Annotated in this window: 23 protein-coding genes; 10 read left to right on the top strand and 13 right to left on the bottom strand. The window is 64.5% G+C overall.

Going from position 1 to position 24,474, the window contains the following annotated elements:
• Positions 1-103 precede the first annotated feature (103 nt).
• Both QP803_RS21770 and QP803_RS21765 read left to right on the top strand, forming a co-directional pair.
• Complete coding sequence (locus QP803_RS21770; protein WP_284945626.1) at positions 104-1,807, top strand: ABC transporter ATP-binding protein/permease; 1,704 nt, start codon at positions 104-106, stop codon at positions 1,805-1,807.
• On the top strand, positions 1,804-2,181 hold the full coding sequence (locus QP803_RS21765; RefSeq protein ID WP_284945625.1) for a winged helix-turn-helix domain-containing protein: 378 nt from the start codon (positions 1,804-1,806) through the stop codon (positions 2,179-2,181). The genes QP803_RS21770 and QP803_RS21765 overlap by 4 nt, the downstream gene beginning before the upstream one ends.
• A gap of 12 nt (positions 2,182-2,193) precedes the next feature.
• Here QP803_RS21765 and QP803_RS21760 read toward each other — a convergent pair whose 3' ends face one another.
• The 5 genes from QP803_RS21760 to QP803_RS21740 form a co-directional block, all read right to left on the bottom strand.
• Positions 2,194-3,633 (bottom strand): putative bifunctional diguanylate cyclase/phosphodiesterase, encoded by a 1,440-nt coding sequence (locus QP803_RS21760; RefSeq protein ID WP_284945624.1) that lies wholly within the window; start codon positions 3,631-3,633, stop codon positions 2,194-2,196.
• Positions 3,634-3,635: 2 nt separating this feature from the next.
• Positions 3,636-4,784: a PAS domain-containing protein gene (locus QP803_RS21755; protein WP_284945623.1), complete on the bottom strand. Its 1,149-nt coding sequence runs from the start codon at positions 4,782-4,784 to the stop codon at positions 3,636-3,638.
• A gap of 238 nt (positions 4,785-5,022) precedes the next feature.
• Complete coding sequence (locus tag QP803_RS21750) at positions 5,023-6,198, bottom strand: DUF1501 domain-containing protein (protein ID WP_284947998.1); 1,176 nt, start codon at positions 6,196-6,198, stop codon at positions 5,023-5,025.
• A 4-nt stretch (positions 6,199-6,202) separates the two neighbouring features.
• On the bottom strand, positions 6,203-7,495 hold the full coding sequence (locus tag QP803_RS21745) for a DUF1800 domain-containing protein (RefSeq protein ID WP_284945622.1): 1,293 nt from the start codon (positions 7,493-7,495) through the stop codon (positions 6,203-6,205).
• A gap of 56 nt (positions 7,496-7,551) precedes the next feature.
• Positions 7,552-9,111 carry an alpha-amylase family glycosyl hydrolase gene (locus tag QP803_RS21740; protein WP_284945621.1) on the bottom strand — a complete coding sequence of 520 codons (1,560 nt, stop codon included), beginning with the start codon at positions 9,109-9,111 and terminating at the stop codon, positions 7,552-7,554.
• Positions 9,112-9,162: 51 nt separating this feature from the next.
• Here QP803_RS21740 and QP803_RS21735 point away from each other — a divergent pair, with 51 nt between their 5' ends.
• Positions 9,163-10,827, top strand: coding sequence for an alpha-amylase family protein (locus tag QP803_RS21735; RefSeq protein WP_284945620.1), 1,665 nt, complete (start codon positions 9,163-9,165; stop codon positions 10,825-10,827).
• Positions 10,828-10,856: 29 nt separating this feature from the next.
• On the opposite strand, the gene QP803_RS21730 is transcribed toward QP803_RS21735, so the two are convergent.
• Complete coding sequence (locus tag QP803_RS21730) at positions 10,857-11,372, bottom strand: GNAT family N-acetyltransferase (RefSeq protein WP_284945619.1); 516 nt, start codon at positions 11,370-11,372, stop codon at positions 10,857-10,859.
• Positions 11,373-11,422: 50 nt separating this feature from the next.
• Here QP803_RS21730 and QP803_RS21725 point away from each other — a divergent pair, with 50 nt between their 5' ends.
• From QP803_RS21725 to QP803_RS21700, 6 genes are all read left to right on the top strand, one after another.
• Positions 11,423-12,571, top strand: a complete 1,149-nt coding sequence (locus QP803_RS21725; RefSeq protein WP_284945618.1) for a Gfo/Idh/MocA family protein — start codon at positions 11,423-11,425, stop codon at positions 12,569-12,571.
• A gap of 33 nt (positions 12,572-12,604) precedes the next feature.
• A complete protein-coding gene (locus QP803_RS21720) occupies positions 12,605-13,132 on the top strand; it encodes a hypothetical protein (RefSeq protein ID WP_284945617.1) in 528 nt (175 codons plus the stop codon).
• A gap of 225 nt (positions 13,133-13,357) precedes the next feature.
• The gene (gene mutL / locus QP803_RS21715; RefSeq protein WP_284945616.1) at positions 13,358-15,118 is read left to right on the top strand and encodes a DNA mismatch repair endonuclease MutL; all 1,761 of its coding nucleotides are present in this window, start codon (positions 13,358-13,360) and stop codon (positions 15,116-15,118) included.
• A gap of 87 nt (positions 15,119-15,205) precedes the next feature.
• Positions 15,206-15,769 carry an ATP-dependent protease subunit HslV gene (hslV, locus tag QP803_RS21710; protein WP_284947997.1) on the top strand — a complete coding sequence of 188 codons (564 nt, stop codon included), beginning with the start codon at positions 15,206-15,208 and terminating at the stop codon, positions 15,767-15,769.
• Positions 15,770-15,835: 66 nt separating this feature from the next.
• Positions 15,836-17,143: an ATP-dependent protease ATPase subunit HslU gene (gene hslU, locus QP803_RS21705; protein WP_284945615.1), complete on the top strand. Its 1,308-nt coding sequence runs from the start codon at positions 15,836-15,838 to the stop codon at positions 17,141-17,143.
• Complete coding sequence (locus QP803_RS21700) at positions 17,140-17,604, top strand: SufE family protein (protein WP_284945614.1); 465 nt, start codon at positions 17,140-17,142, stop codon at positions 17,602-17,604. The genes hslU and QP803_RS21700 overlap by 4 nt, the downstream gene beginning before the upstream one ends.
• Positions 17,605-17,630: 26 nt before the next feature.
• On the opposite strand, the gene QP803_RS21695 is transcribed toward QP803_RS21700, so the two are convergent.
• The 3 genes from QP803_RS21695 to QP803_RS21685 all read right to left on the bottom strand — a co-directional run bounded on the left by QP803_RS21695 (position 17,631) and on the right by QP803_RS21685 (position 19,936).
• A complete protein-coding gene (locus tag QP803_RS21695; protein ID WP_284945613.1) occupies positions 17,631-18,335 on the bottom strand; it encodes an ABC transporter permease in 705 nt (234 codons plus the stop codon).
• Positions 18,332-19,024: an ABC transporter permease gene (locus tag QP803_RS21690; RefSeq protein ID WP_284945612.1), complete on the bottom strand. Its 693-nt coding sequence runs from the start codon at positions 19,022-19,024 to the stop codon at positions 18,332-18,334. Before QP803_RS21690 ends, QP803_RS21695 begins: the two co-directional genes overlap by 4 nt.
• Positions 19,025-19,132: 108 nt before the next feature.
• Positions 19,133-19,936: a transporter substrate-binding domain-containing protein gene (locus QP803_RS21685; protein WP_284945611.1), complete on the bottom strand. Its 804-nt coding sequence runs from the start codon at positions 19,934-19,936 to the stop codon at positions 19,133-19,135.
• A gap of 276 nt (positions 19,937-20,212) precedes the next feature.
• Here QP803_RS21685 and QP803_RS21680 point away from each other — a divergent pair, with 276 nt between their 5' ends.
• A complete protein-coding gene (locus QP803_RS21680) occupies positions 20,213-21,025 on the top strand; it encodes an ABC transporter ATP-binding protein (RefSeq protein ID WP_284945608.1) in 813 nt (270 codons plus the stop codon).
• A 36-nt stretch (positions 21,026-21,061) separates the two neighbouring features.
• On the opposite strand, the gene araD1 is transcribed toward QP803_RS21680, so the two are convergent.
• From araD1 to QP803_RS21660, 4 genes are all read right to left on the bottom strand, one after another.
• Positions 21,062-22,057: an AraD1 family protein gene (gene araD1, locus QP803_RS21675; protein WP_284945606.1), complete on the bottom strand. Its 996-nt coding sequence runs from the start codon at positions 22,055-22,057 to the stop codon at positions 21,062-21,064.
• Between the two features lie 102 nt (positions 22,058-22,159).
• A complete protein-coding gene (locus QP803_RS21670) occupies positions 22,160-22,825 on the bottom strand; it encodes an RraA family protein (RefSeq protein ID WP_284945604.1) in 666 nt (221 codons plus the stop codon).
• Positions 22,822-23,601 carry a FadR/GntR family transcriptional regulator gene (locus QP803_RS21665; protein ID WP_284945602.1) on the bottom strand — a complete coding sequence of 260 codons (780 nt, stop codon included), beginning with the start codon at positions 23,599-23,601 and terminating at the stop codon, positions 22,822-22,824. Before QP803_RS21665 ends, QP803_RS21670 begins: the two co-directional genes overlap by 4 nt.
• Positions 23,598-24,461: a carbohydrate ABC transporter permease gene (locus QP803_RS21660; RefSeq protein ID WP_284945599.1), complete on the bottom strand. Its 864-nt coding sequence runs from the start codon at positions 24,459-24,461 to the stop codon at positions 23,598-23,600. Before QP803_RS21660 ends, QP803_RS21665 begins: the two co-directional genes overlap by 4 nt.
• Positions 24,462-24,474: the final 13 nt, after the last annotated feature.

Raw genomic sequence — 24,474 nt, 5'->3', positions numbered from 1 at the left:
GCTCCCGCGTGCCCTGCCGCTGCTGGCAGGGCTCCTCGCCGCCTATCTCATCGCGCCCTTCATCGCCGGCTTCAGCCAATTGGGGCAGGCGGATTGGGCGAAGATGGACCTTGCCGGCCTGGCGGAGGCCGGCGCCGTGTCGATCGGCAGTGCCACCGTGGCGACGGCGCTGGTGGCGCTGCTCGGCATCCCCCTCGCGTATCTGCTGGCGCGCCGGCCCGGCCGCGCCATGGCCGTGCTCGGCTTCGTGGTGCAATTGCCGCTCGCCCTGCCGCCACTGGCCAGCGGCACCTTGCTGCTATTCCTGGTCGGCTATGCGAGCCCCATCGGCCGTCTCACCCATGGCGCGCTGACGGATAGTTTTCCCGGCATCGTCCTCGCCGAGGCCTTCGTCTCCGCCCCCTTTCTGATCATCGCCGCGCGCTCGGCCTTCGCCGGCATCGACACGGCGCTGGAGGATGTCTCGGCGACCCTCGGCCATGGACCCTGGGCGGTGTTCCGCCGCGTCAGCCTCGCCCTCGCCTGGCGCAGCATCTGGGCCGGGCTTCTGCTCACCTGGCTGCGCGGCTTCGGCGAATTCGGGGCGACGGTGATGGTCGCCTACCACCCCTATTCCCTGCCGGTGTTCAGCTACGTGGCCTTCGGCAGCGAGGGGCTGCCCGCCATGCTGCCGATCGTGCTGCCGACGCTGCTGGTCGCGGTGGCGGTCATGGCCGCCAGCCAGTTCGCCCTCACCCCGCGCCGCGCGCGGGTGCAGCCGACCTCGAACGGCATCGTGACGGCACCGGCGGCGGCGGCGGCGGCTCGGCCTGGGCCCCAGCCGTTGGACTTTGCCTTTCGCCGTGCGCGGGATGGCTTCACCCTCGACGTCAGCTGGCGCACCGAGACCCGCAGGCTGGGCATCCTCGGCGCCTCGGGCTCGGGCAAATCGGCCACCCTGCGGCTGATTGCCGGGCTTGACCGCGCCGATGTCGCCGCGATGTCGCTGAACGGCCTGGACATGACCGGCCTGGCGCCGCCGGACCGCGCTGTCGCCTATGTGCCGCAGACCTATGCCTTGCTGCCGCACCTCACGGTGCATCGCCAGATCCGCTTCGCGCGCGATTGCGATGCCGCGCTCGCCGCCCATTGGACGGAGCGGCTGAGCCTGTCGGAGCTGGAGCATCGCTATCCGGCCGAGCTATCGCTGGGGCAGCAGCAGCGTGTGGCCCTGGCCCGCGCCCTGTCGCGCAAAAGCCGGCTTCTGCTGCTGGACGAGCCTTTTTCCGCCCTCGATGCCCTGCTGCGCGCCCGCCTGCGCGGCGAGTTGCGGGACTTGCAACGGGAAATCGAGGGGACCACCATCCTCGTTACCCATGATCCGGTGGAGGCTCTGCTGCTCGCCGATGACCTTTTGCTGCTCGAAGACGGCCATGTGCTGCAATCCGGTCCGGCCGAGCAGGTCTTCATGCGCCCGGCGAGTGAGGCCGTGGCGCGGCTGCTGGGTGCGGAGAATATTTCCGCCGGAATTGCCGTGACGCCGGACACCATCGACCTCGGCGGTCTGCGCCTCTGGGTCGGTGGCACGCCTTTGGAGCCCGGTTCCGTCGGGTGGTCGGTGCGGCCGGAGGCGGTGCGGGTCGGCACCAACGGTCATCTGCCCGCGACACTGCTCCAAATCAGCGATGTGCGCGGCGGCCAGCGCCGGCTGCGCCTGCGCATCGGCACGACCGTGCTGCAAGCCGCGGCCGATCCCGGCTGCGACCTCGCGCCCGGTCCCTGCCGCGTCTCGATCGATCCTCATGCCGTCCAGGTGTGGCCGGCATGAGGGACAAGCCCGCGCCGAGCACCCATCGGCTCAGCATCCGCATCGATCTCACGAGTGGCGCCCGCATCGGGCCGGGCAAGGTGGCGCTGCTGGAGGAGATTGCGCGTTCGGGTTCCATTTCTGCCGCCGGCCGGGCGATGAAAATGTCCTATCGCCGCGCCTGGGAGCTGGTGGAGGATCTGAACCGCCGTCTTGGTAGTCCCGTGGTCGAGACCTCGGCCGGCGGCGCTAACGGTGGCGGCGCGCGCCTCACCACCGCAGGCGCCGCTCTGGTGGAGCAATATCGGGCCATGGAAGCGGCGGCCGCCGCTTCGGCCGAGGATTATCTACGCGCCTTGGAAGCCGCTGTCGGCCCGCCCGCACCGGAGGGTTGATAGACGCGACGCTCACCGGCTCGATAGGTCGGCGGATGGCGTAGGCCGGACGAGCATCGCGTTATTTACCGACAAAGCATCGGACGAGTCGGTGCCGCAATCGAAATGCACGTTCAGCAGCGCCGGAACCAGCGGGGCCGGCACCGGGGGGCTGAAGAAGTAGCCCTGCACCTGGGTGCAGCCCATGCGCGTCAGGAGATCGCGCTGGGCCTGCGTCTCCACGCCCTCGGCGGTGATCGATATCCCCAGGATCTGACCGAGGCCGATGATGGCCTGGACGATGGCATCCCCGCCATCTCCGTCGGGAAGTTCCCGGATCAAGGACTGATCAATCTTGATCTTGTCGAAGGTAAAGCGCCGCAGATACCCGAGCGAGGAGTAGCCTGTGCCAAAATCGTCCATCGCGATGCGCACACCCATGCGGCGCAGCGAGCGCAGAAGCGTCGTATTGGCGTCGTCGTCACTCAGCAAAAGCGTCTCGGTCACTTCAAGTTCAAGCCGGTTCGGCGCAAGGCCGGCATTCGTCAGCGCATGGCCGACTTCCGCCTCCAGCGTGGTGCCACGAAACTGCACAGCGGAGAGATTGACTGCCACGCTCACCGCATCCGGCCAGGTTGCGGCCTCTCGGCAGGCCTCGATCAGGGCCCAACGTCCGATCGGAACGATCAAACCCGTTTCCTCGGCAATGGGAATGAAATCGGCGGGCGACACCAGGCCGTGGGTCGGATGCTGCCAGCGGATCAAGGCCTCGAAACTCGCCACCGCGCCCGTCTTGAGATCGATCAGCGGCTGATAGAAAAGCCGGAATTCATCCCGCGCCAGCGCATCCCGCAGGCTGAGCTTCAGCATCTCACGATCTTGGCTATGCGTGTCCATGGCCGGCTCAAAGAATTGATAGCCGCCCCGGCTGGTGGTCTTCGTCCGATATAGCGCCGTGTCCGCATTGCGCAGCAGTTGATGCGGCAAAGTCGCATCCTCGGGCGCCATGGAGATGCCAATGCTGCCGCCCAGAACGACCACCTGATTGACCAGCTCGATCGGCTCATCGAGCGAGGTCAGCAGTCGCAGCGCCAGCACATCCACTTCCGCAGCGCTGCTCACGCCTCTGAGGAGCACCGCGAACTCGTCACTGCCATAGCGCGCCACAACGTCACTCTGGCGGACACAGCCTCTCAGCCGATCCGCCGCGTGGCGCAGCAGCTTGTCGCCGATCTCGTGACCCATCGTGTCATTGATGGTTTTGAAGTCGTCCAGATCGATGCGCAGCAGTGCCACCTTGGACTCGGGCGTTGCGGCCGCCAAAGCCTCGGCCAGTCTTTGATGAAAGAGCGGACGGTTGGCGAGGCCTGTCAGCGGGTCGTGATGGGCGAGGTACACCACGCGCGCCTCGGCGTGCTGGCGCTGCTCCTCCGCGTAGCGCTGCTCGGTGATGTCGAGCGACAGCCCGACCATCCTTACAGGCTTGCCGCTCTCATCCTGCGTGGGTCGGCCGGTGATCCTGACCCAATGGACGTATACTGCGATATTCGATGTCGAGATCCTGTCCCCGTCGACAAGGACCGGCTCACCTCATCGCCATAGCGCTGCTGATCTTCGGGGTGGATCGCGGCCAGAAGGGCGTCATGGCGCGACACTTCCGCACCGAGTTGAAGACCGAAATCGAGCACGGTCACATCCGACGCCGTCAGACGGCGGGATGCGAGATCGAGTTCCCAGGTGCGGAGTTTTCCGAAATCGAGGGCGAAGCGCAGCATCAACTGGCTCTCCCGCAGCGCCGAGGCTGTCAGGCGACGATCGTCAATATCCTCCAGCGTTCCGTACCACCGCATGATCTCACCGTCGGCGCCACGGCGTGCCGCCGCACGCATACGAAACCAGCGATAGTCACCCTCCTCCATCCGCAGACGGTATTCCTGATCGAGCGACTGACCGCTGCGGATGGATCGCGACCAAACCGCGCGCATCGCGACCGCATCGTCCGAATGGATCGCCGCGAGCCATGCCTCACCCAAAGGCACCAGGCCCGATGGGATGAGGCCCGAAGGCTGCGGCAGAGCCGCCCAATGCGCAGCCGCACCGGTTTCTGGCTCACCATCGCCTGTGGCTGTCCAAGGGAGAGGGGACCCGAGTTGGGCCGCGTAGCGGTGACGCTCCTCGCTTTCGCGCAAGGCGAGACGGGTTTGATCAAGTTCGAGGCGCAGCGAAATACGCTCTGCCACGTCCAGGAAAGCATCCCAGGCGGTGGCCTCAAACTCGCGTGGCTCGGTATCGAAGACGCAGAGCGTTCCGAGGTGGTGACCTTCGGTGTTGATGAGCGGCGCGGCCGCGTAACAGCGAAAGCCCGGCCGGCCCTTGACCATGGGATGATCCGCGACGCGCGAGTCCAACCGCGCATCCGGTATGATGATGGGGTAGGATCCCGCCAGGCTTGCGAGCGTCGAAAGGGCCATGTCGACCCGCCATTCGAGGCCGCGCGGCAGGCCGAAGGCTGCCTTGACCCAAGCGCGATCGCCGTCTTGCAAATTGACCATCGCGATCGGCATGCGCAATTTTTGCGCCGCCCGTCGCACGAGCGTATCGAAGAAAGCGTCGACTGTCGTCATCGTAACGTTCATCACGAGGCTCCCGGAAACTCCGGCCTCACGCGCTGAATGAGGATCTGGGGACACGATGTGCGTTCACATGTCCGGCACGACGAAGCACCACCGCATCTACAAACATCAGACGCGGCGCCCATGATCATGCGACATGGTCAGTCTCCGTAAACCGTAACGCACGGCATGTGCGCCTCGGTTCTACGGCGGCGAAATGAAGATAGTCCTAATCGGAAGTCGCGTGTTGCTAAGCCGGCCGGATCAAACCACCCAGCGGCGCAATGCCACCCGCGCCAGGGAACACGCTATCGAGCCCCGCGCCGGATAGGCCGAGATGCTGCACCAGCACGCCCCGCGCGACCGCCCGCAGATCGGTGGTCGGGGCCAAATCACGGTTCTCGAACAGTTTTGTGGCGCCAAGACCTGGCCAGGTGCCCGCGACCCGCCCGCCTGCCACCGCCCCACCCAGCACGAAGGCCACCGTCGCCGTGCCGTGATCTGTGCCGAAGGAGCCGTTCATGCGCGCCGTGCGGCCGAACTCCGTCATGACGAGCACCGCCGTCTTGCGCCATTGCGGCCCGAGGCCCTGCTTCAGCGCCACCAGCCCTTCATCCAGGGCCCGCAGCGGCGGCGTCAGCCGTTGGGATTGCGCCGCGTGGGTATCCCACCCACCGGCCTCCAAGGCCACGATGCGGGGGCCGTTATCCGCTGCCAGCATCCGGCCGGCCGCGCCCGCGAGCATCGCGAGGCTATTGCCATGGGGCGCGCCCATGCCGAAGACCCCGTGCGCGAAACCCCGCTCGCTGAGCCCTTCTGCGATCAGCGGCCCGGTCAGCGGATCGGCATGGTTAAGATCGGCGATGCGCGCGTAAAGCTCGGCGGGCGGCGCCTGATACCCCTCTGGCGCCCAGCTTCCGACCTCGGCCGGGCCGCGCAGCAATAACGGCACGGACACGCCGACAGCCAAGGCTTCCCCCGCTGCCGCCCCGCTCGCAGGAAGGGCGCTAACGACGCGATTGAGCCAGCCGCTGGTCAGGCGCTGGTCGGCGCCCGATTCCAGAAAATCTTGCGCGTCGAAATGGCTGCGACTGCGATAAGAGCCCGCGACCGCATGCACCGGCAGCATCTCGCCAGCCGCATACATCTCGTGCAAGCCAGAGAGTGCCGGATGCAATCCATAGAAGCCGCCGAGATCGTACATGCCGCCCGGCATCCCCGGTGCGCGTGGGATCAGCGGCTGGCGCCAGGCCGCGAGATTGGGGTCGCCGTAGGGCACCACCGCCGCCATGCCATCCAGCGCGCCGCGCAGGATGACCACCACCAAGCGACGGTCGGTGGGCGCGGCCGCGAAGGCGAGGGACGATCGGCCCAAGGTCCAGGCGGCCGTGAGACCAAGCAAAGCGGAGCGGCGGGTGATCTGGATCATCTCAGCGCCTCTGAAATTCGGGGGAAGAGAACAGCAGTGTCAGCGCATCGCGGCGGGACCCAGCATGCCGCATCTGGTCGGTCGTGGCGGGGCGGAGCAGCGGCCCCAGCGCGGCGTCGGCCAGCACCATCGGATCCTGCGCGCCGAGATGGCCGGCGATACCGTAGCTCCAGTCGATCCGCCGCATCATCGCATCCGGCGCGGCCCAGTCGCTTGCCTGATCCGACCAGCCGTTCGGCAGCGGGGCATTCCACAAGGGCTGCCCAAGGCCCGCCATTACATGGGGCAAGGGCGGCCGCTGATCCTCCGGCAAGTCGAGCAAGCGCAAAGCCGCGACCGCGTAATCCATCGGGGTCCGGAACTTCGTCAGCGGCGTCCAGCTCGCCGGCAGGGTGATCAGGGCGCCCGCAGCTGCCCCAAGGTTTCCACGCGTGTCGCGCAACGCGCCCTCGACCGCCGCCACCGCGTCCGGCGCGGGGTCATCCGCCACGAAATGGGCTGCGATCTGCCGGGCCAGATGGCGATGCGTCGCCGGATGACTGGCAAGAAAGTCGAGCGCCATCAGGCCACCGACCTCCCCTGGCGGGAAGGTTTGGCCGAGCAGCGTCTTCTCCCCCGGCTCATGCGCTTCCTCGAGGAACCTGAAGCCGGGCTGCGCCGCCTTCAGGTCGATGGTCCAGCCGGTCAGGATCTTGGCAAATTCTGTGACGTCCTGCTGACTATAGCCAGCGGCTGGGCTCAAGGTATGCAGTTCCAGGCATTCCCGCGCGAGGTTCTCGTTCAGGCCGAGATGGTCGCGCAATCCGACGGGACTGTTGGGACCGACCGAGGCATCGTTCTCAAGATACAGGATCATCGCGGGGTGGCGCATCACGGCCAGCAGCATGGCGAAGAATGGACCCGTCACATTGGGCCGGATCGCCTCTCGCACATAGGGTCCGACCACGGCGCCAGTCCCGCTCTGACGAATGCTGACGGTGAAATGGTTCGCCCAGAACCAGACCAGCCGCTCGCGGAAGGGCGCCGCGGTCGTCAGCAACTCGGCTGCCTGGGCCGCCATATCTTCCTGCAAGACGGGCTGAACAAGGGAACTACCCGGCGGCAGATGCAACTTGTTCTGTTCATGCAACAGGATCAGGCCGTCGGCGACCGTCGGCAGTGTCGGCGCAAACTGTGCGGGATCGGGGCCGGTAAGCTGAGCCGAAAGCCAAGCCTGGGGATTGGCCGGCAGTGGTTCTGCGCCGCGTTGACCGAGCCCGAAGCGAATGACCGCTTGTGTCGCGCTTGTGTCCATGCGCGCCAGATTACCACGCCGCCCACGACACAAACGTTACGAAGTATGACGGGCGGTCACGTCAATGCGAGGATGATCGCCTCCGATCCCGCAAGCATGATGTCGCCCGAAACCGCGCCGCCGCGATCATGGGTCGATAGGAGAATCGTGCCGTCGCCCGGCCGGATTTGACACTCGGCGGTGCCGAGATTGAGGAAGACGGCGAGGCGTTGGTCGGACGCTTGCCGTTTGAACGACAGAACCTCGCCGTCTGCCCGAACGTCGCTGATCGCACCCTCAACGAGCGCTGGGTTGGCCCGACGCAGAGCGATGAGCTGTCGATAAAGGCTCAGCATCGACGTCGGATCGCTCGCCTGCGCCGCGACGTCCGCCGTCTCCCCGAAGCGCAGCCAGGGCCGGCCGGTGGTGAAGCCATGGCCGGGCAAAGTTGCGTCCCACAGAATCGGCGTCCGCTCCGGGTCGCGTCCCAACCCACGGCCGGGTTCGCGCAGCTCCGCCGGGTCACGCACTTCATCGGGCGGGATCGGCACATCCACCATGCCGATTTCCTCGCCGTTATAGATGGTCGGCGTGCCGCGCAGGGTCAGCAGTAGCACTGCGGCGACCCGCGCTTGATCCGCGCCGACCCGGCTGGCGATGCGGGGCCGGTCGTGATTGCCCAGCACCCAGTTCGGCCAACCGCCCGGGGGCAGCGCCGCCTCATACGCGGTGATGATGCGGGCGATGACGCCGGCATCCCAGGCATTCAGCAAAAGCTGGAAGTTGAACGGAAGCTGCGCTTCGTCGAGATGCGGACCGTAATAGGTCACGAGCCGATCGATGGGCAGATACAGTTCGCCGATCATGACATGGTCGTCATAGAGATCCAGAACGTCACGAAGACCGGCAACGATGCCGTGAACCTCCGGCCGATCAGCCGTGTAGAGGGGGATCAGCTTGTCATGCGATGAGCCGCCGGGGAGATAATGGGGATCGGGTGGGTTGTCGCGGAACTGGTCGTCCTTGATCATCATCCACATCACATCGACCCGGAACCCATCGACGCCACGCTCCATCCAGAAGCAGAGCACATCCGCCATCGCCGCCCGCACGTCCGGATTACGCCAGTTCAGGTCGGGCTGCTCGGGCAGAAAGGAGTGGTAATAGTACTGGCCGGTTTGCGCATCCAAGGTCCAGCCGCTGCCGCCGAAATTGCTCAACCAATTGTTCGGCGGTCCGCCACCCGGCGCCGGATCGCGCCACAGATACCAGTTGCGCTTTGGGGACTGGCGGGACGACGCACTGTCGATGAACCAGGGATGGCGGTTGGAGCTGTGGTTCGGCACGAAGTCGAGGATGACCTTCAGCCCCAACCCGTGGGCGCGGGCAACGAGGGCGTCAAAATCCACCAATGATCCGAACAATGGATCGACACCGCAATAGTCGGCCACGTCATAGCCAAAATCGGCCATGGGCGATGGATAGATCGGGGACAGCCAGACCGCATCGACCCCCAGCGTCACCAAATGGTCCAGCCGCCGCGTAATGCCGCGCAGATCGCCCACGCCATCCCCGTCGCTGTCCTGAAACGACCGGGGATAGACCTGATAGACGATCCCCCGCTGCCACCACGCCATTACCATTCTCGAACTCGACCCTAACTATGAGGAAATTGCCGGGACCCGCGCATGATCAACGACCTCTGGTATAAGAACGCCATCATCTACAACCTGTCGGTCGGCACCTTCATGGATGCAGATGGCGATGGTGTGGGGGACTTTAAGGGGCTGCTGCGCCGGCTCGACTATTTGCAGGGCCTCGGTGTCACCGCCATTTGGTTGATGCCATTCCAGCCATCGCCCTGCCGCGATGGCGGTTATGACATCGCCGAGTACTATGGTGTCGATCCGCGTTATGGCACTTTGGGGGACTTCGTCGAATTCACCCATGGCTGCGCCCAGCGCGGCATGCGGGTGCTGATCGATCTCGTCGTCAATCATACCTCGGATCAGCATCCCTGGTTTCAGGAGGCACGGCGCGACCCGACGTCCCGCTACCGGGATTGGTATGTCTGGTCCGACAAAAAGCCGCCGCATATCGAGGATGGGGTGGTTTTTCCCGGTGTGCAAAAAACCACCTGGACGCGCGATGCTGAGGCGAAAGCCTGGTATTTCCATCGCTTTTATGACTTCCAGCCAGATCTCAATACCGCCAACCCGCTGGTGCAGGCCGAGATCCTCAAAATCATGGGGTTTTGGCTGCAACTGGGTGTCTCTGGATTTCGCATGGATGCAGTGCCCTTCGTCATCGCCAAGAAGGGCGCTGACGTGAAGAAACCGGTGGAGCAATATGACATGCTGCGCAGTTTCCGGGAATTCCTGCAATGGCGGAACGGTTCAGCGATCATCCTGGGTGAGGCCAATGTCACGCCAGACGCAGACATGAACTACTTTGGCGATGCGGGTGAGCGCATGCAGATGATGTTCAATTTCCAGGTCAATCAGCATCTCTTCTACGCCCTTGCCAGCGGCGACACGCGGCCTCTCGCCAAAGCGATGACTGCGACCGAGGCGCGCCCCGCCACGGCGCAATGGGGTCTGTTTCTCCGCAACAATGATGAGCTGGATCTCGGCCGCCTAACCAAGACCCAGCGCGAGACGGTCTTCGCGGCCTTCGGTCCCGATAAGTCGATGCAGCTTTATGATCGCGGCATCCGCCGCCGGCTCGCACCGATGTTGCAGGGCGACCGCCGGCGTCTGGAGATGGCCTATAGCCTGATGATCACGCTGCCCGGCACCACGGTCATTCGATACGGCGACGAAATCGGCATGGGCGATGATCTGACCTTGCCGGAACGCACTTGCGCGCGCACGCCGATGCAATGGTCATCGGAACCGCATGGCGGCTTCACCTCTAGCGATACGCCGATTTCACCCGTGATCAGCGGCGGCCCCTATGGCTTCGAGCATATCAATGTTGCGGATCAGAGGCGCGACACGAATTCATTGTTGAACTGGACGGAGCGCATTTTGCGCATGCGCAAGGAAGTGCCCGAGATCGGCTGGGGAGATTTCGCGATCATTGATACAGGAACACCTGAGGTTCTCGCCGTTCGCTATGATTGGCGCGGCAATGCCGCCTTGTTCGTGCATAACTTCAGTGCTCTGCCGTGTGAGATCCGGCTCCGGCCGGGCGCGGAAGGCACCCATGACAGCGAATTGGTCAATCTCTTGTCCGAGGATCACAACGACGCGGACGCCAAGGGCATCCACACCATCCTGCTGGAGCCCTATGGCTATCGCTGGTACCGTGTCGGCGGATTGGACTATCTGCTCCGCCGCACGGAGGTTTAATCATCGTCTCACGGCGGATGAGCGGAGCGTTATCCGCCAATCCGCTTCCAGTAGAGGATCGTGCCGGTCAATCCGCCATGCGGCTTGAGCGCGAAACCCGGTATCTCACCGGCGCGGGTGAAGCCGAGCCCTTCGTATAGGCCGGACGCCCCGCCCTCGGTCGCGGTGTCGAGCACCAGCAGGGTCCGCGCCCGTTCCACGGCCAAAGCCTCCGCCGCCCGCATCAGGGACCGCGCGATGCCGCGGCCCTGATGGCTCGGCCGCGTCATCAGCTTGGCGATTTCGCCCCGATGCGGCTGGTTGGGCGGGCAATCGAGCAGCAGGGTCACTGTGCCCACCAGCGCCTCGCCATCCCAGGCGCCGAGCACGACCCTCTCGTCCTGCGCCGCCGCTGCCAGGGCCTTATCCCAGAAGGCATGCGCCGCCTCAGGCGACAGCGGATGCATGAAGCTGACGGACCCGCCATGCGCCACAGTCTCGATCAGGATTTCGCTCAACATGGCGCGGATCTGCGGCGTGGCGGTCAGGGCAGTGATGTCGCACATTGGTCAACTCCGAAGGCGGCGATACAGTCGCTAAAACGGGAGTGAACACCATGACGCTGAACACGGACAATGCCCGCCTGCGCCTCGGCATGGTCGGCGGCGGCCAGGGCGCCTTCATCGGCGCCGTGCATCGCATGGCCGCACGGATCGATGACCAGTTCGAACTCGTCGCCGGCGCTCTGTCTGCCGATCCGGCCCGCGCCCAATCCTCGGGCGCGGCGATCGGCTTGGCGCCCGATCGCATCTATGACGGCTATGAGCAGATGCTGGAACGCGAAGCCGCGCGGGCGGACCGGATCGATGCCGTCGCCATCGTCACGCCCAATCACCTGCATTTTCCCGTTGCCCGCCGGGCGCTGGAATTGGGTTTCCACGTCATCTGCGACAAGCCGATGACCCTGACGACGGCGGAAGCCGAGGCGCTGGTCGCCCTGCAGGCCCAGACCGGCCTCGTTTTCGTTCTCACCCACAACTACACCGGCTATCCCATGGTGCGACAGGCGCGGGCGATGGTGGAGGCCGGCGAGCTCGGCGCGCTGCGTGTCGTGCAAGTCGAATATCCGCAGGAATGGCTGACCCAGGCCGTGGAGTCCAAGCAGGCCGAATGGCGCACCGACCCCAGCCGTTCCGGCGCCGGTGGTTGCATCGGCGACATCGGCACGCATTGCTTCCAGCTGGCGCGCTACGTGACCGGCCTGACGCCCGAAGCGATCCTTGCGGATCTCTCCAGCTTCGTGCCGGGCCGCAAGTTGGACGACAACGTCAATATGCTGTTGCGCTTCGTGGGTGGCGCGCGCGGCATGCTGTGGGCCAGCCAGGTGGCGCCGGGACATGACAATGGTCTCAAGCTGCGGGTCTACGGCGAAAAGGCTGGCCTCGAATGGGTGCAGGCGACGCCGAACGATCTCATCTTCACCCCCTATGCGGCGCCGAAGCAGATCATCGCTCGCAACGGCGGCGGCACTCTGCCGGCGGCGCGGCGCGTGACCCGCGTGCCGGCGGGCCATCCGGAAGGCTATGTCGAGGGCTTCTCCACGCTCTACGGCGAAGCGGCCCGTGCCATTCGCGCGCACAAGGCGGGTCAGGCCCTCGACCCGGCAGTGCATTATCCCACCGTCGCGGATGGGTTGGAGGGGATGCGCTTCATCGCCGCCGCCGTCGCCTCCTCCGCTGCCGGCGGAGTCTGGACGGCGCTGTAGCAAAACGATCGCTCATTCCGTTATCATAACGGAATGAGCAGCGACGCCCTGAGTTACCGACAACCGGCCCTCTATTGGACGCAGCTCGTCCAAATGAAGGTGAGCGCCGAGTATATCCAGCTCTATCGGGACGGCGTTGGCCGCTCCATCTGGTGGTTCGATGTAACCAGAGCGCTGACTTCAAGCGGTGCCATCGCCGCCTGGGCAGTCGTCCAAACCCATCCCCTGATCTGGGGAACCATTATCGCCATGGCCCAGGTCGCGGATGTGGTGAAAGGCACTTTGCCGCTCACAAAGCACTATGACGCGGCCTGCCAGCTCAGCACGAGCCTGAATGCGTTGTTCATCGACGTGACGTTTGAGTGGGAGGCAATCACGGCTGGTCGGCTGAATGAGGAGGAGATTTCTGCCGCCAGAAGGCGCATGATGATGATTGGATATGATCTTCAGACCAAGCATTTCCCGGGTGGCCTCAGACGACGGGGCGGCCTGCTGAAAATGGCGGAAGTGGCGACCGCGCTATATCTGGAAGCAACATTTCACGTAGAGACGCTCCGATGACCAAGATCATAGACTACGGGCTGCCTCCAACGACGCTGCGGATGTCGATGCCGCCCGTTCGGCCGCCGGCGCCGCCACGGCCACCTTATGCGTCCTATGGCGCAGCATCTGAGACACCTGCGGAGCCGCAAGCACCGCAGGCGCCCGAGGAAAAATAGTCCTTCGGCGTATCGCGGCCCCGTAGCACCCGCTTCATTCACCAAACTCTGCTGTATGATCGGCGCCATGCCGACGATTCGCCTGCTTCCTGGCCATGTCATCGACCGCATCGCTGCCGGCGAAGTGGTCGAGCGGCCGGCCGCCGCCGTGAAGGAACTGGTCGAGAATGCGCTCGACGCCGGCGCCACCCGCATCACCGTCTCCCTCCTTGAAGGCGGCATCCGCCGGATCGAGGTCACGGATGACGGCTGCGGCATGGGGCCGGAGGCATTGCCCCTCGCCATTCAGCGCCACGCGACCAGTAAGCTCTCCGAGGCCGGGGATCTCGTCCATATCACCACCCTCGGCTTCCGGGGGGAGGCGCTGCCCTCCATCGGCGCCGCCGCGCGGCTTTGGGTCACCAGCCGCACCGCTGGCGGTGACAGTGCCCATGCCATTCGCGTCGAAGGCGGCGTGGTAACCGACGTCGAGCCCGCCGCCGGCACCTGCGGCACGCGCGTGGTGGTCACCGACCTGTTCTTCGCGACACCCGCCCGCCGCGCCTTCCTGCGCAGCGCGCGGGTCGAGGCCGATCATGCGGAGGCCGTCATCCGCCGGCTGGCCCTCGCCGCACCCGGCGTCTCCTTCCGGTTGGAGCATGAGGGCAAGCTGATCTTCGACCTCCCCGCCGCAGACCGGCGCGGGCGTCTTGCGGCGCTGCTCGGCGCCGAGGAAGCGGAAGCGCTCGTCGCCGTCGAGGGCGAGCGGGATGACGTCACGCTCACCGGATTCGCCGGCGGCGCGGCCACCCATCGGGCCACCGGCGCCGCACAATTCCTGGTGGTGAACGGCCGCCCGGTAACGGACCCGCTGCTAAAGACAGCGTTGCGCGTGGCCTATCAGGAGGTTATCCCGCGCGGGCGTTTCCCCGTCGCCGGTCTTTGGCTCGACCTGCCGCCGCGCGCCGTGGATGTGAACGTCCATCCCGCCAAGACGGAGCTGCGCTTTCGCGACGGCGCCGGCATTCGCGGGCTGATGATTTCGTCGTTGCGCACCGCGCTCTCCCGCCCCGCCGTCCTGCGGTTCCAACCGCGTGTGTCCACGCGCGGCATCGGAAATGCCTATCGCCAGCCAGACGCGATCCCCGCACCTGCCTATTTCGGGCCGCGACCGGCACCTTTTGCGATGGCCGAGGCTCAGCTCTCGCTCGCAGGCGCGCCCCTTGCCCGCGCGCTGCCTGCGCTCGACACGCCTAGCGACCATCCCCTCGGCGCCGCCGTGGCCCAGGTGATGGACACCTACATCATCGCCATGGCTGGGGACGGCACGCTCATCCTGGTCGATCAGCACGCGGCCCATGAACGCCTGACGCATGAGGCGCTGCGTGATCAGTTGATGGGCGCAAATGGTCCGGCGACCCAGCCGCTGCTGCTGCCGGTGGTGGTGGATCTCTCCCCCGCCGATGCCGGCCGCCTCGCCGAGGCGGCCCCGACCCTCGCCAAGCTCGGTCTGGAGATTGAGCCCTTCGGCGCTGGCGCCATCATGGTGCGCGCCCTGCCCGCCGTGCTCGGCGCCGCCGACCCCCGGCCGTTGCTGCGCGATATCGCAGAGGAACTGGCGGAATCGGAAGAAACAACGGCGCTCGACACCAAGCTCGACGCCGTCATCGCCCGGATGGCCTGCCACGGCAGCATCCGCGCCGGCCGCCGCATGAACCAGGCGGAGATGAATGCTATGCTGCGGCAGATGGAGCAGGTGCCCCGCGCCGCGACCTGCAGCCATGGCCGCCCGACCTTCCTGCGCCTCAGCCGCGCGGAGATCGAGACCATGTTCGGGCGGCGAAACTAACCGCCAGATTAATCATGCGCACAGGACATGCGCCTCCTGCCACCGGCCTCCTTGCACGAAATCGTGTGGGCGACCATCTCGATGGATATGTTCCAGACATCGCAGACGCCGCACGATCCCGTCGGTTGGCACGGCACAACCATCCTCAGCGTCCGTCGCGACGGCCAGGTCGTCATCGCTGGTGACGGGCAGGTCACGCTTGGGCAAACCGTCATCAAGGGCAATGCCCGCAAGGTGCGCCGCATCGGCAATGACAGCGTCGTCGCGGGCTTTGCCGGCGCCACGGCGGATGCCTTCACGCTCCTGGAGCGGCTGGAGGCGAAGCTCGAACGCTTCCCCAACCAGCTGGAGCGCGCCTGCGTCGAACTGGCAAAGGACTGGCGCACCGACCGCTACCTGCGTCGGTTGGAAGCGATGATGATCGTCGCCGACGCTGAGCACACCTATACCCTCACCGGAAACGGGGACGTGCTGGAGCCCGAAGACGGCGTCGTCGCCATCGGCTCGGGCGGCAATTATGCCCTGTCGGCGGCCCGTGCCCTTATGGACATTCCCGATCTTTCGGCGGAAGAAATTGCCCGGCGGGCGATGAAGATCGCGGCCGATATCTGCGTCTATACCAACCACAGCCTTATCGTTGAGGTGATCTAACCTTCTCTTTCAGTCCGTCACCGGTTGCTGCCTCGCGGGGCCGGCGCGGAGCTTAGGAATTCGTCCATGGAAGCGCCGACCTACTCCCCCCGGGAGATCGTCTCCGAACTCGATCGCTATATCGTCGGCCAGGGTGATGCGAAGCGCGCCGTCGCCATCGCCATGCGCAATCGCTGGCGCCGCCAGCAGGTGCCGGAAGGCATGCGGGAGGAAGTGGTCCCCAAGAACATCCTGATGATCGGGCCGACCGGCTGCGGCAAGACCGAAATCGCCCGCCGCCTCGCAAAGCTGGCCCAGGCCCCCTTCCTCAAGGTCGAGGCCACCAAGTTCACCGAAGTGGGCTATGTGGGCCGTGACGTGGAAAGCATCGTCCGCGACCTCGTCGAAGTCAGCATCGCCATGCTGCGCGAGACCAGCCGCAAGGACGTGCAGGCCAAAGCCGAACTCAACGCCGAGGAACGTCTCGTCACCGCCCTGGTGGGGGAGGGCGCGGCCGCCGATACCCGCTCGAAGTTCCGCCGCATGCTGCGGGACGGTGAGTTCGAGGAAAAGGAGGTTGAGGTCGCGTTGACCGAGGCACCGCCCAATCCCATCGGCCAGATGGATCTTCAGCCCGGCCAAGCCGTTAATATCGGCGAAATGATGAAGGGCATGTTCGGCCGCCAGGCGAGCCCGAAGAAGATGAAGGTCGCCGCCGCCCGCAAGGCGCTGGAACGGGAGGAGGCCGACAAGCTGCTCGACAGCGATCAGCTCACCAAGGATGCGGTCGCCCATGCCGAGAACAATGGCATCGTGTTTCTGGACGAGATCGACAAAATTTGCGCCCGCAGCGACGGCGGCATGCGCGGCGCCGATGTCAGCCGCGAAGGTGTGCAGCGGGACCTGCTGCCACTGATCGAAGGCACGACGGTCAATACCAAGCATGGCGCGGTGAAGACCGACCACATCCTGTTCATCGCCTCGGGCGCCTTCCATGTTGCCAAGCCCTCGGACCTGTTGCCCGAGTTGCAGGGCCGTCTGCCCATCCGCGTCGAGCTGGCGCCCCTGTCGCGGGACGATCTGCGCCGTATCCTGACCGAGCCCGAGCACAGCCTGCTCAAGCAATATGTGGCCCTGATGGCGACCGAGCGTCTGACGCTCGACATCACCGAAGCCGCGATCGACGCGGTGGCCGAATTGGCCGCCGACATCAACGAGCGGGTCGAGAATATCGGCGCGCGGCGGCTTTCCACGGTGCTGGAGAAGCTGCTGGAGGAGATCAGCTTCACTGCCTCCGATCGCGGTGGGGAGACGGTGCGGGTCGATGCCTCGGACGTGCGGGACCGCGTGGCGCCGCTCGCCGCCAAGGGCGATCTCAGCCGGTTCATTCTATGACGGCCTCGCCCTTCTACACGCCGGAGGAGGCGACGGCTGCGGAGGCCATCGCCGCCATTGACGACGAGCTGTCTGTCTTCGACGACTGGATGGACCGTTATGGCTATATCATCGAGTTGGGGCGGAAGCTGCCGCCCTTCCCCGATGATTGGGCCAACGACGCCCATCGCGTGCCCGGCTGCCAAAGCCGGGTCTGGATGGAAGCGGAGGGGCGCGACGGCGCCTTGTTCTTCGCAGGCGCCTCGGACGCCGCCATCGTGTCGGGCCTCGTCGCCTTGCTGCTGCGGGTCTATTCCGGCCGGACTGCGGCGGAAATCCTCGTGACCGATCCGGTGTTCCTCAAGGATCTGGGTCTGCTTGAGGCGCTGTCCACCAACCGAGGCAATGGCATCGCTTCCATGGCCCGCGCCATCCGTGAGCGCGCGGCGGCGGAGCCGGGTTCGGCCATACCACGCGGGTAAAGCAGAGCGACAAGATCGACCTTATGTCAGCGTCGGAGGAAGGCCATGAACCGATATTCCGCACGTCTGAACAGGAAGATCAGCGTGAAGGAAATGCAGAGATAAAGGACGGCCGCGATGCCGAAGGACCAGAAGGGTTCGTAGGTCGTCGAATTCGCGTCATTCGCGATCTTGAGGATATCCGGCACCGTCGCGGTGAAAGCCAGCGTCGTCGAATGCAGCATGAGGATGACCTCGTTGCTGTACATCGGCAGGGCACGGCGCAGCGCGCTCGGGATGATGATGCGGCGGTAGAGGCTGACAGCCGACATGCCGATGGCCCGCGCCGCCTCGATCTCGCCGAAAGCCGTGTCGCGCATGGCGCCCGCAAAGATCTGTGTCGTATAGGCCCCGGTATTGAGACCGAAGGCGAGCAAGGTGCAGTCTATGCCCTGGCGAAAGAAGGCGTTCAGAAAGCTCGTATGATGCACGATGCTGAGGCTGTAGACGCCGGTGTAGATGATGAGAAGCTGCACATAGAGCGGCGTGCCGGTGAAGACGAAAACATAGAGCCAGACTGGCAGTCGGATAAAGGGGTTGCGGGCATTCCGCGCAATGGCGAGCGGTATGGCGAGGCAGAAACCGATGATACAAGATATCACCAGCAGCCACAGCGTCATCGCCACCCCGGTCATGGTGTAGCCGTCGGTATAGAGCAGGGCGCGCCAGTATTGCTGGATGATATCGATCATAGCGCCGCGCGCCGCACGCCGATAGCGTAACGCCGTTCGAGCAGCAGCAACACGCCGTTCGAGGCCGTTGTCAGCACAAGATAGAGGATGGCGGCGAAAACGGAAAAGAAGAAGGTCCTGAAGGTTGCCTTGCCCGCATCCTGCGTCGCCTTAATGATATCGGACAGGCCGATGATGGAGACCAAAGCTGTCGCCTTGAGGATGACCTGCCAGTTATTCGCAAGGCCTGGCAAGGCATAGCGCATCATCTGTGGAAACAGGATCCGGCGGAACGCATGGAAGCCGCCCATGCCGAAGGCCCGTGCCGCCTCCATCTGTCCGCCCGGCACGGACATGAAGGCACCGCGAAAGGTTTCTGTGAAATAGGCGCCATAGATAAAACCGAGGGTGATGACACCGGCAGTGAAGGGATCGAGGTTGATTTGATCCAGCCCAAGCGCATCCGTGAGATCATTCAGCCAGATCTGCAAGCTGTAGAAAAGCAACAGCATGAGAACAAGATCGGGCACGCCGCGGATGATCGTCGTGTAGACGGTAGCGACGCCGATCGCGGCTCGGCTGCGCGAAAGTTTGGCGGAAGCGCCGAGCAGGCCGATGAGGAAGGAAACCACCAGGCTGAGGATCGACAGTTCGATCGTCGTCAGCGCGCCGGAAAAGATGGCCGGGCCGTAGCCTGCCAGGTTCAGCATTCAAAACCCTTCCGACAGTGGCTATCCCAGAACAAGACGCCATCGATAGGCCAGGCGATGGGAGAGGGCCGCAAGCGCACGCGCTTGCGGCCCCACGTTGGATCCGTCTCAGTTCGCGCTGGCTTGGTAGATGTTGAAGTTGAAGTACTTGGACTGCAGCTTGTCGTAAGTGCCGTCCTTGTGCATGGCGGCAATGGCCTCATCGATCTTGGCGAGCAGAGCTTCCTCGTTCTTGCGCACGCCGATCGCGACGTAGGAGCCGAGAACGGCCTTCGGATCATCGGTGATGTTGGCGACGAGCATGTAATCGGCGCCCTTCGGCGTCTTCAGGAAGCCGTAATCGGCTTCGACGGAATCTTGCAGCGAGGCATCCAACCGGCCAGTCAGAAGATCGGCATAGACCTGATCCTGGCCCGGGTAGGACACGACCTTGACGCCGAACGGCTTCCAATAGGCGTTGGCATAGGATTCCTGAATGGTGCCCGCTTCGACGCCCACTGCCTTGCCCTTCAGGCCATCGACGGTCGCTGTGATCCCCGACCCCTTCTTGGCGATCAGGCTGGTCGGCTCATCATACATCTGGGAGGAGAAGGACACCGCCTTCTCGCGCTCTGCCGTCTTGGACATCGACGACAGGATGGCGTCGAACTTACGCGCCTCCAGCGCGGGGATGATGCCGCTAAAGGTCTGCGACACGAACACGCACTTGACCTTCAAATAGTCGCAGATGGCGCGGCCCAGATCCATGTCAAAACCCACGAACTGACCGGACGGAGACAGGCTCTCGAACGGCGGATAGGTCGCATCGACGCCGAACTTCAGTTCGGTGAAGGCCTTGGCCTGGGCCGGCACCGGGCCGGCAAAGCCGACGATCGTCGCCGCCAGTGCGGCGGCAGCCAGAAGCTTCTTCATCAGGTCGTCTCCCTTTGGGCGAGCTGGCCGGGCTAGGTCACCCATTCAGCCGGATACCATTGAAAATAATATGCAAACGGTGGGCCATATCAGCCGAAGGACCCGAGGCCCGTGCTGCCGACGCCGCCCCTCTGCTACTAAACGCGCGCCGCAGCAAGGAGATGTTCATGGCAAAGCGGGTCGAAACGTCTTTTTACACGAAATGAGCCATTCGCTTGACAGACACAGCCTGGAGCAGGGATCAATTGGCTTTTTGGCGAGAGATGTAAGCAGACAATGGCTCTGGTGCAGGCAGATGATGCAACCGCCACACGCGCGACAGGGGTGGAAGCGCTCCGTGTTCACGACATGCATAAGAGCTTTGGTCCGCATGAGGTGCTGAAAGGTATATCGCTGACGGCCCATGAGCATGATGTGATCGGCATCCTGGGCAGTAGCGGATCAGGCAAAAGCACCTTCCTGCGCTGCATCAACCTGCTCGAAATGCCGAATTCCGGCGACGTGTTCGTTGAAGGCGAGTTGATCAAGATGCGCCGCCGCCGCGACGGCACGCAGGAACCCGCCGACGCCCGCCAGGTGAAGCGGATCAGGCGCGAACTCGGCATGGTCTTCCAGCAGTTCAATCTCTGGAGCCATATGACGGTCATCCATAATCTGATCGAAGCGCCGATGCATGTGCTCGGCCTGAGCCGGCGCGAAGCGACCGAGCGGGCCGAGGCCATGCTGGAAAAGGTCGGCCTCACCGCCAAACGGGATGCTTATCCCATCCAGCTCTCCGGCGGTCAGCAGCAGCGCGTCGGCATCGCCCGTGCCCTCTGTATGGAGCCGAGCGTTCTGCTCTTCGACGAGCCGACCTCGGCGCTGGACCCGGAGCTTGTCGGCGAAGTGCTGGCCGTGATGCGCAACCTGGCCGCCGAAGGCCGCACCATGCTGGTCGTGACGCATGAAATGGGCTTCGCGCGACAGGTCGCCAACCGTGTCGTCTTTCTGCATCAGGGCAAGGTCGAGGAAGAAGGCACGCCAGACGAGGTCTTCCTCAACCCGAAATCCGACCGCTGCCGACAATTCCTCTCCCGCGTTCATCGCTGAAGTGGGCGCAGGCTCAGCCCGGCCGGCAACAGGCGACTAGAGCGACGTCACGGTCACCGTCGTCTCCTCCACCAGCGCCATCGCATTGCGAAGCGGCCGACCGAACACTGGCACGTCGATCTCGAACCGGTCGCCGTCTTGGGTCTTGATGCCATGGGCGCAGCTCAGCACCGGGGCGCCGAAGAAATAGGCGTGCAAGTCTCCCGGCCGACGAAAGCTCGGATAGCGAAAGTGGTAGTGCTCCAGATTCTGGATGGAATGCGACATATTGTCTTCGCCGCTGAGGAATTCGCCTTCCCATACCAAGGCATCCCCCCGCAACACGCGCACCGTGCCATGGATATCGGCCGGCAGAGCGCCGAGTAGCAGCTCCGGCCCGATCGAGCAGGCACGCAGTTTGGAATGCGCAAGATAGAGGTAGTTGATCGCTTCCGTCACTTGATCGGAGAACTCATTGCCCATGGCGAAGCCGAGGCGACGGGGGTTGCCGTCCTCATCGATGAGGTAGAGGCCGACGATCTCCGCCTCCTCACCTCCGGCCAGCGCGAAACCGGGCATGGGCAGCGGATGTTCAGGCGGCACGACGCAGGTGCCAAGGCCCTTGAAGAACCATTCCGGCTGCACGCCGATCTCGCCCGGCGCGGGCTTGCCGCCGGTCAGACCCATGCGGAAGATCTTCATCGAATCCGTCATGGTCTCCTCGGGGCCGTTCTGCTCCAGATGCATCTTGTCGCGGGCATCGGCGCTGCCGAGATGGGTGAGGCCGGTTCCGGTGATCCAGAAGCGTGCGGGTTCCGGGTGGTCCAAAGGCGCGAGAAGGCGCCGTTCCGCGATCACCGCGTCATAATCCACCAGCGTCTCGCCCAAGGCCGCTTGGGCCGCCTCCGCCAGCGTCAGCCGATCCCGAACAGCCACGCGCGCCAGGGCATAGACCGTGTCATAGCCATCGAGCACGCGCAGAAAACGGCCGTCCGCCTCAGGTACGCCGACGCGGCGCGCGCCTGACTCGGTCAGGAACTGTACAAGATGCATGGTGGTCTCCATCAATGGACTGCGCGGCACTCACCCGTCATGCTCTGCCTTCGCATGCCATGACGAGAGACTTGGTCGCTGAAACAACTCAAACCCATAGTGCTAAAGGATGCCGTATTGCGCGAAGACGTCGCGCAGCGATGCGCCAGCCCGCAGGGCGTCGAGGGTCTTGGTCTCGCCGCGCAGCTTTTCTTCCGCGAAGCCGAGCACCTTTGCCTCCGCCGCTTGGGGAATGACGACCAAGCCGTCTGCATCGCCAAAGACGAGATCGCCAGGGGACACGCGGACACCGGCGCAGACGATCGGCACATCGAGCGCCATGACCCGCGCCCGGCCCTTGGTGTCGAGCGGCGCGATGCCGCCGTGAAACACCGGGAAGGCGGCTTTGCGGATGGCCCTGATGTCGCGCACGCAGCCATCCATCACCACGCCGGCAGCGCCGCGGGCACGCGCGGCGGTGGTCAGCAGATCGCCCCAGGGTGCGACACGGCCGGAGTCGCCGCAGGCGAAGACGGGAATCTCGTCGGGTTTGAGGCTATCGATGAGGTCCATCTCCAGCTCATAGGGATTGCCGCCCTCCGGCTCGGTGTCCCAAACTTCCATGAAGGCGGCGGTCCGCGCACGACCAACCAGAACGAGGCTGTCGTCCAGAGGCCGGATACGATGATGCATCGCCTGCTGCCGCTCGCCGGCCTGATCGAGACTGTCCGACAATAGGGCCGTGAAGAAGATCTCGCGCATATGCGCAATACGTTCGGCGTCGCTCATCGGGCAGCCTTTCTGAGAGGGGCGCGCTTCGGAGCGGCAGCGCTTTTGGGTTTTTTGGTGATGGCAGCCCGCGCCTCCGCCACATCGCGTTCCGATGCATCGACCAGCCGCAGCATCGCCTCAGAGGCCGCGGCGGCATCGCCCCGCTCCATCGCCTGCAGCACCGTTTTGTGGAAGGGCAACGACTGCTGCTGACCCTTTGGCGCGTCGAGGGACATGCGCAGCGTGATGTCGAGCGCCACGACAATGGTCTGCGCCAGAGCATGGAACAGGGAATTGCCCACGGCGCCCAGAATGATCTTATGAAAGCGGTTGTCGGGTTCGAAGAAGCGGCCGGTATCTTCACCCGCCGCTTCCATCTCGTTATAGGCGCGGCGCAGCTCGTCCAGCTGCGCGGGTTGGATGCGCCGGGCGGCAATCCCGGCGGCGGCCGGTTCGATCGTACGCCGCAATTCGAAGAGTTCCGAGGCGAAGACATGCTGATCCTCACCATGACTGCGCCAGAGCAGGATATCCGGGTCGAGGAGATTCCACTCCGATTGATCGCGGACGCGACCGCCAAGGCGAGCGCGGATGGTGATCAGGTTCTTGCTGACCAACACACGCAAAGCCTCCCGCAGAACGCTGCGGCTGATGTCGAGTTGTTCGCACCACTCTGTCTCGTTCGGCAGGCTGACGCCTGGTGGATAGTGTCGCGAGACAATATCCTGGCCGATGCGCTGCACCGCGCGGTCCACCAGGCTGCGACCCCGCAGCAGAGGCGCCGGCTCCCTCATGCGGATGCCCTGCGATAGGCCATCATGAGGGGCACGGAGACGAAGGCGATGACCATCAGCAGCACAATGCCCACCGTCGCGCCCATGCCGAAATCCGTCTGCCCGAAGGCAAGGCGATAGATATAGAACTCCATCGTTGTCGTGCTGAAGCCGGGTCCGCCGCCCGTCATGACGAAGATAAGGCTGAACAAGGCGGTGAAGGCGGCGATCAGGGTGATGATCGCGGCGAAGATGATAAAGCGTGTCATGAGCGGCAGGATGATCGCGCGGACAGTGCCGAGCAAGCCCGCGCCGTCTATGGCACACGCCTCCAAGACGCTCGCATCGATGCTCGACAGGCCAATGAGGAAGATCAAGGTGTTCTGTCCGACCTGAGACCAGACAAAGGTGATGGCGATCGGAATGATGGCGGTGTGGACGCTGCCGAGGAGATCCATCTGGAGCGCGCCGAGGCCGATCGCACGCAGGCCGGCATTCAGCATTCCGTCCGACGAGAAGACGCGCAGGAACACGATGCCGGTCACGACCCAGGACAGCGTCGCCGGCAGGAAAATCAGGGCGCGCACCCATTTCCAGCCTGGCGGCTCCATCGCAATCAGCAGAGCGATAAAAAACGGAATGATGAGGGCGAAGGGGATCGACAGCAGAAGAAGCGCATTGTTGAACAGCACGTCTCCGAAATCGGCGCTGCGCATTAAAGTTCTATAGTTGCCGAGCCCGTTCCAGATCGCCGATAGCCCGTCCCATTGCGTCAGGCTGTAATAGGCCGTCTCGATGATCGGCAGGATCAGGAACAAGCCCCAGAGCACGATCAGGGGCGACAGAAACAGGAGCGCCGTTGCCTGGCGCCCCCGCTGCATTGGTCTGGCTGAC

It is taken from the genome of Acidisoma sp. PAMC 29798 (assembly GCF_030252425.1).
Classification (GTDB): domain Bacteria; phylum Pseudomonadota; class Alphaproteobacteria; order Acetobacterales; family Acetobacteraceae; genus Acidisoma; species Acidisoma cladoniae.
The sequence above is the reverse complement of the archived record's forward strand: the minus strand, read 5'-3'. Positions and strand labels throughout refer to the sequence as shown.

Coding starts and splice junctions, on each gene's coding strand:
- QP803_RS21770 (WP_284945626.1), top strand. CDS start 104: ATGGACCTTGCCGGCCTGGCGGAGGCCGGCGCCGTGTCGATCGGCAGT.
- QP803_RS21765 (WP_284945625.1), top strand. CDS start 1,804: ATGAGGGACAAGCCCGCGCCGAGCACCCATCGGCTCAGCATCCGCATC.
- QP803_RS21760 (WP_284945624.1), bottom strand. CDS start 3,633: ATGGTCGGGCTGTCGCTCGACATCACCGAGCAGCGCTACGCGGAGGAG.
- QP803_RS21755 (WP_284945623.1), bottom strand. CDS start 4,784: ATGACGACAGTCGACGCTTTCTTCGATACGCTCGTGCGACGGGCGGCG.
- QP803_RS21745 (WP_284945622.1), bottom strand. CDS start 7,495: ATGGACACAAGCGCGACACAAGCGGTCATTCGCTTCGGGCTCGGTCAA.
- QP803_RS21740 (WP_284945621.1), bottom strand. CDS start 9,111: ATGGCGTGGTGGCAGCGGGGGATCGTCTATCAGGTCTATCCCCGGTCG.
- QP803_RS21735 (WP_284945620.1), top strand. CDS start 9,163: ATGATCAACGACCTCTGGTATAAGAACGCCATCATCTACAACCTGTCG.
- QP803_RS21730 (WP_284945619.1), bottom strand. CDS start 11,372: ATGTGCGACATCACTGCCCTGACCGCCACGCCGCAGATCCGCGCCATG.
- QP803_RS21725 (WP_284945618.1), top strand. CDS start 11,423: ATGACGCTGAACACGGACAATGCCCGCCTGCGCCTCGGCATGGTCGGC.
- QP803_RS21720 (WP_284945617.1), top strand. CDS start 12,605: ATGAGCAGCGACGCCCTGAGTTACCGACAACCGGCCCTCTATTGGACG.
- mutL (WP_284945616.1), top strand. CDS start 13,358: ATGCCGACGATTCGCCTGCTTCCTGGCCATGTCATCGACCGCATCGCT.
- hslV (WP_284947997.1), top strand. CDS start 15,206: ATGTTCCAGACATCGCAGACGCCGCACGATCCCGTCGGTTGGCACGGC.
- hslU (WP_284945615.1), top strand. CDS start 15,836: ATGGAAGCGCCGACCTACTCCCCCCGGGAGATCGTCTCCGAACTCGAT.
- QP803_RS21700 (WP_284945614.1), top strand. CDS start 17,140: ATGACGGCCTCGCCCTTCTACACGCCGGAGGAGGCGACGGCTGCGGAG.
- QP803_RS21695 (WP_284945613.1), bottom strand. CDS start 18,335: ATGATCGATATCATCCAGCAATACTGGCGCGCCCTGCTCTATACCGAC.
- QP803_RS21690 (WP_284945612.1), bottom strand. CDS start 19,024: ATGCTGAACCTGGCAGGCTACGGCCCGGCCATCTTTTCCGGCGCGCTG.
- QP803_RS21685 (WP_284945611.1), bottom strand. CDS start 19,936: ATGAAGAAGCTTCTGGCTGCCGCCGCACTGGCGGCGACGATCGTCGGC.
- QP803_RS21680 (WP_284945608.1), top strand. CDS start 20,213: ATGGCTCTGGTGCAGGCAGATGATGCAACCGCCACACGCGCGACAGGG.
- araD1 (WP_284945606.1), bottom strand. CDS start 22,057: ATGCATCTTGTACAGTTCCTGACCGAGTCAGGCGCGCGCCGCGTCGGC.
- QP803_RS21670 (WP_284945604.1), bottom strand. CDS start 22,825: ATGAGCGACGCCGAACGTATTGCGCATATGCGCGAGATCTTCTTCACG.
- QP803_RS21665 (WP_284945602.1), bottom strand. CDS start 23,601: ATGAGGGAGCCGGCGCCTCTGCTGCGGGGTCGCAGCCTGGTGGACCGC.
- QP803_RS21660 (WP_284945599.1), bottom strand. CDS start 24,461: ATGCAGCGGGGGCGCCAGGCAACGGCGCTCCTGTTTCTGTCGCCCCTG.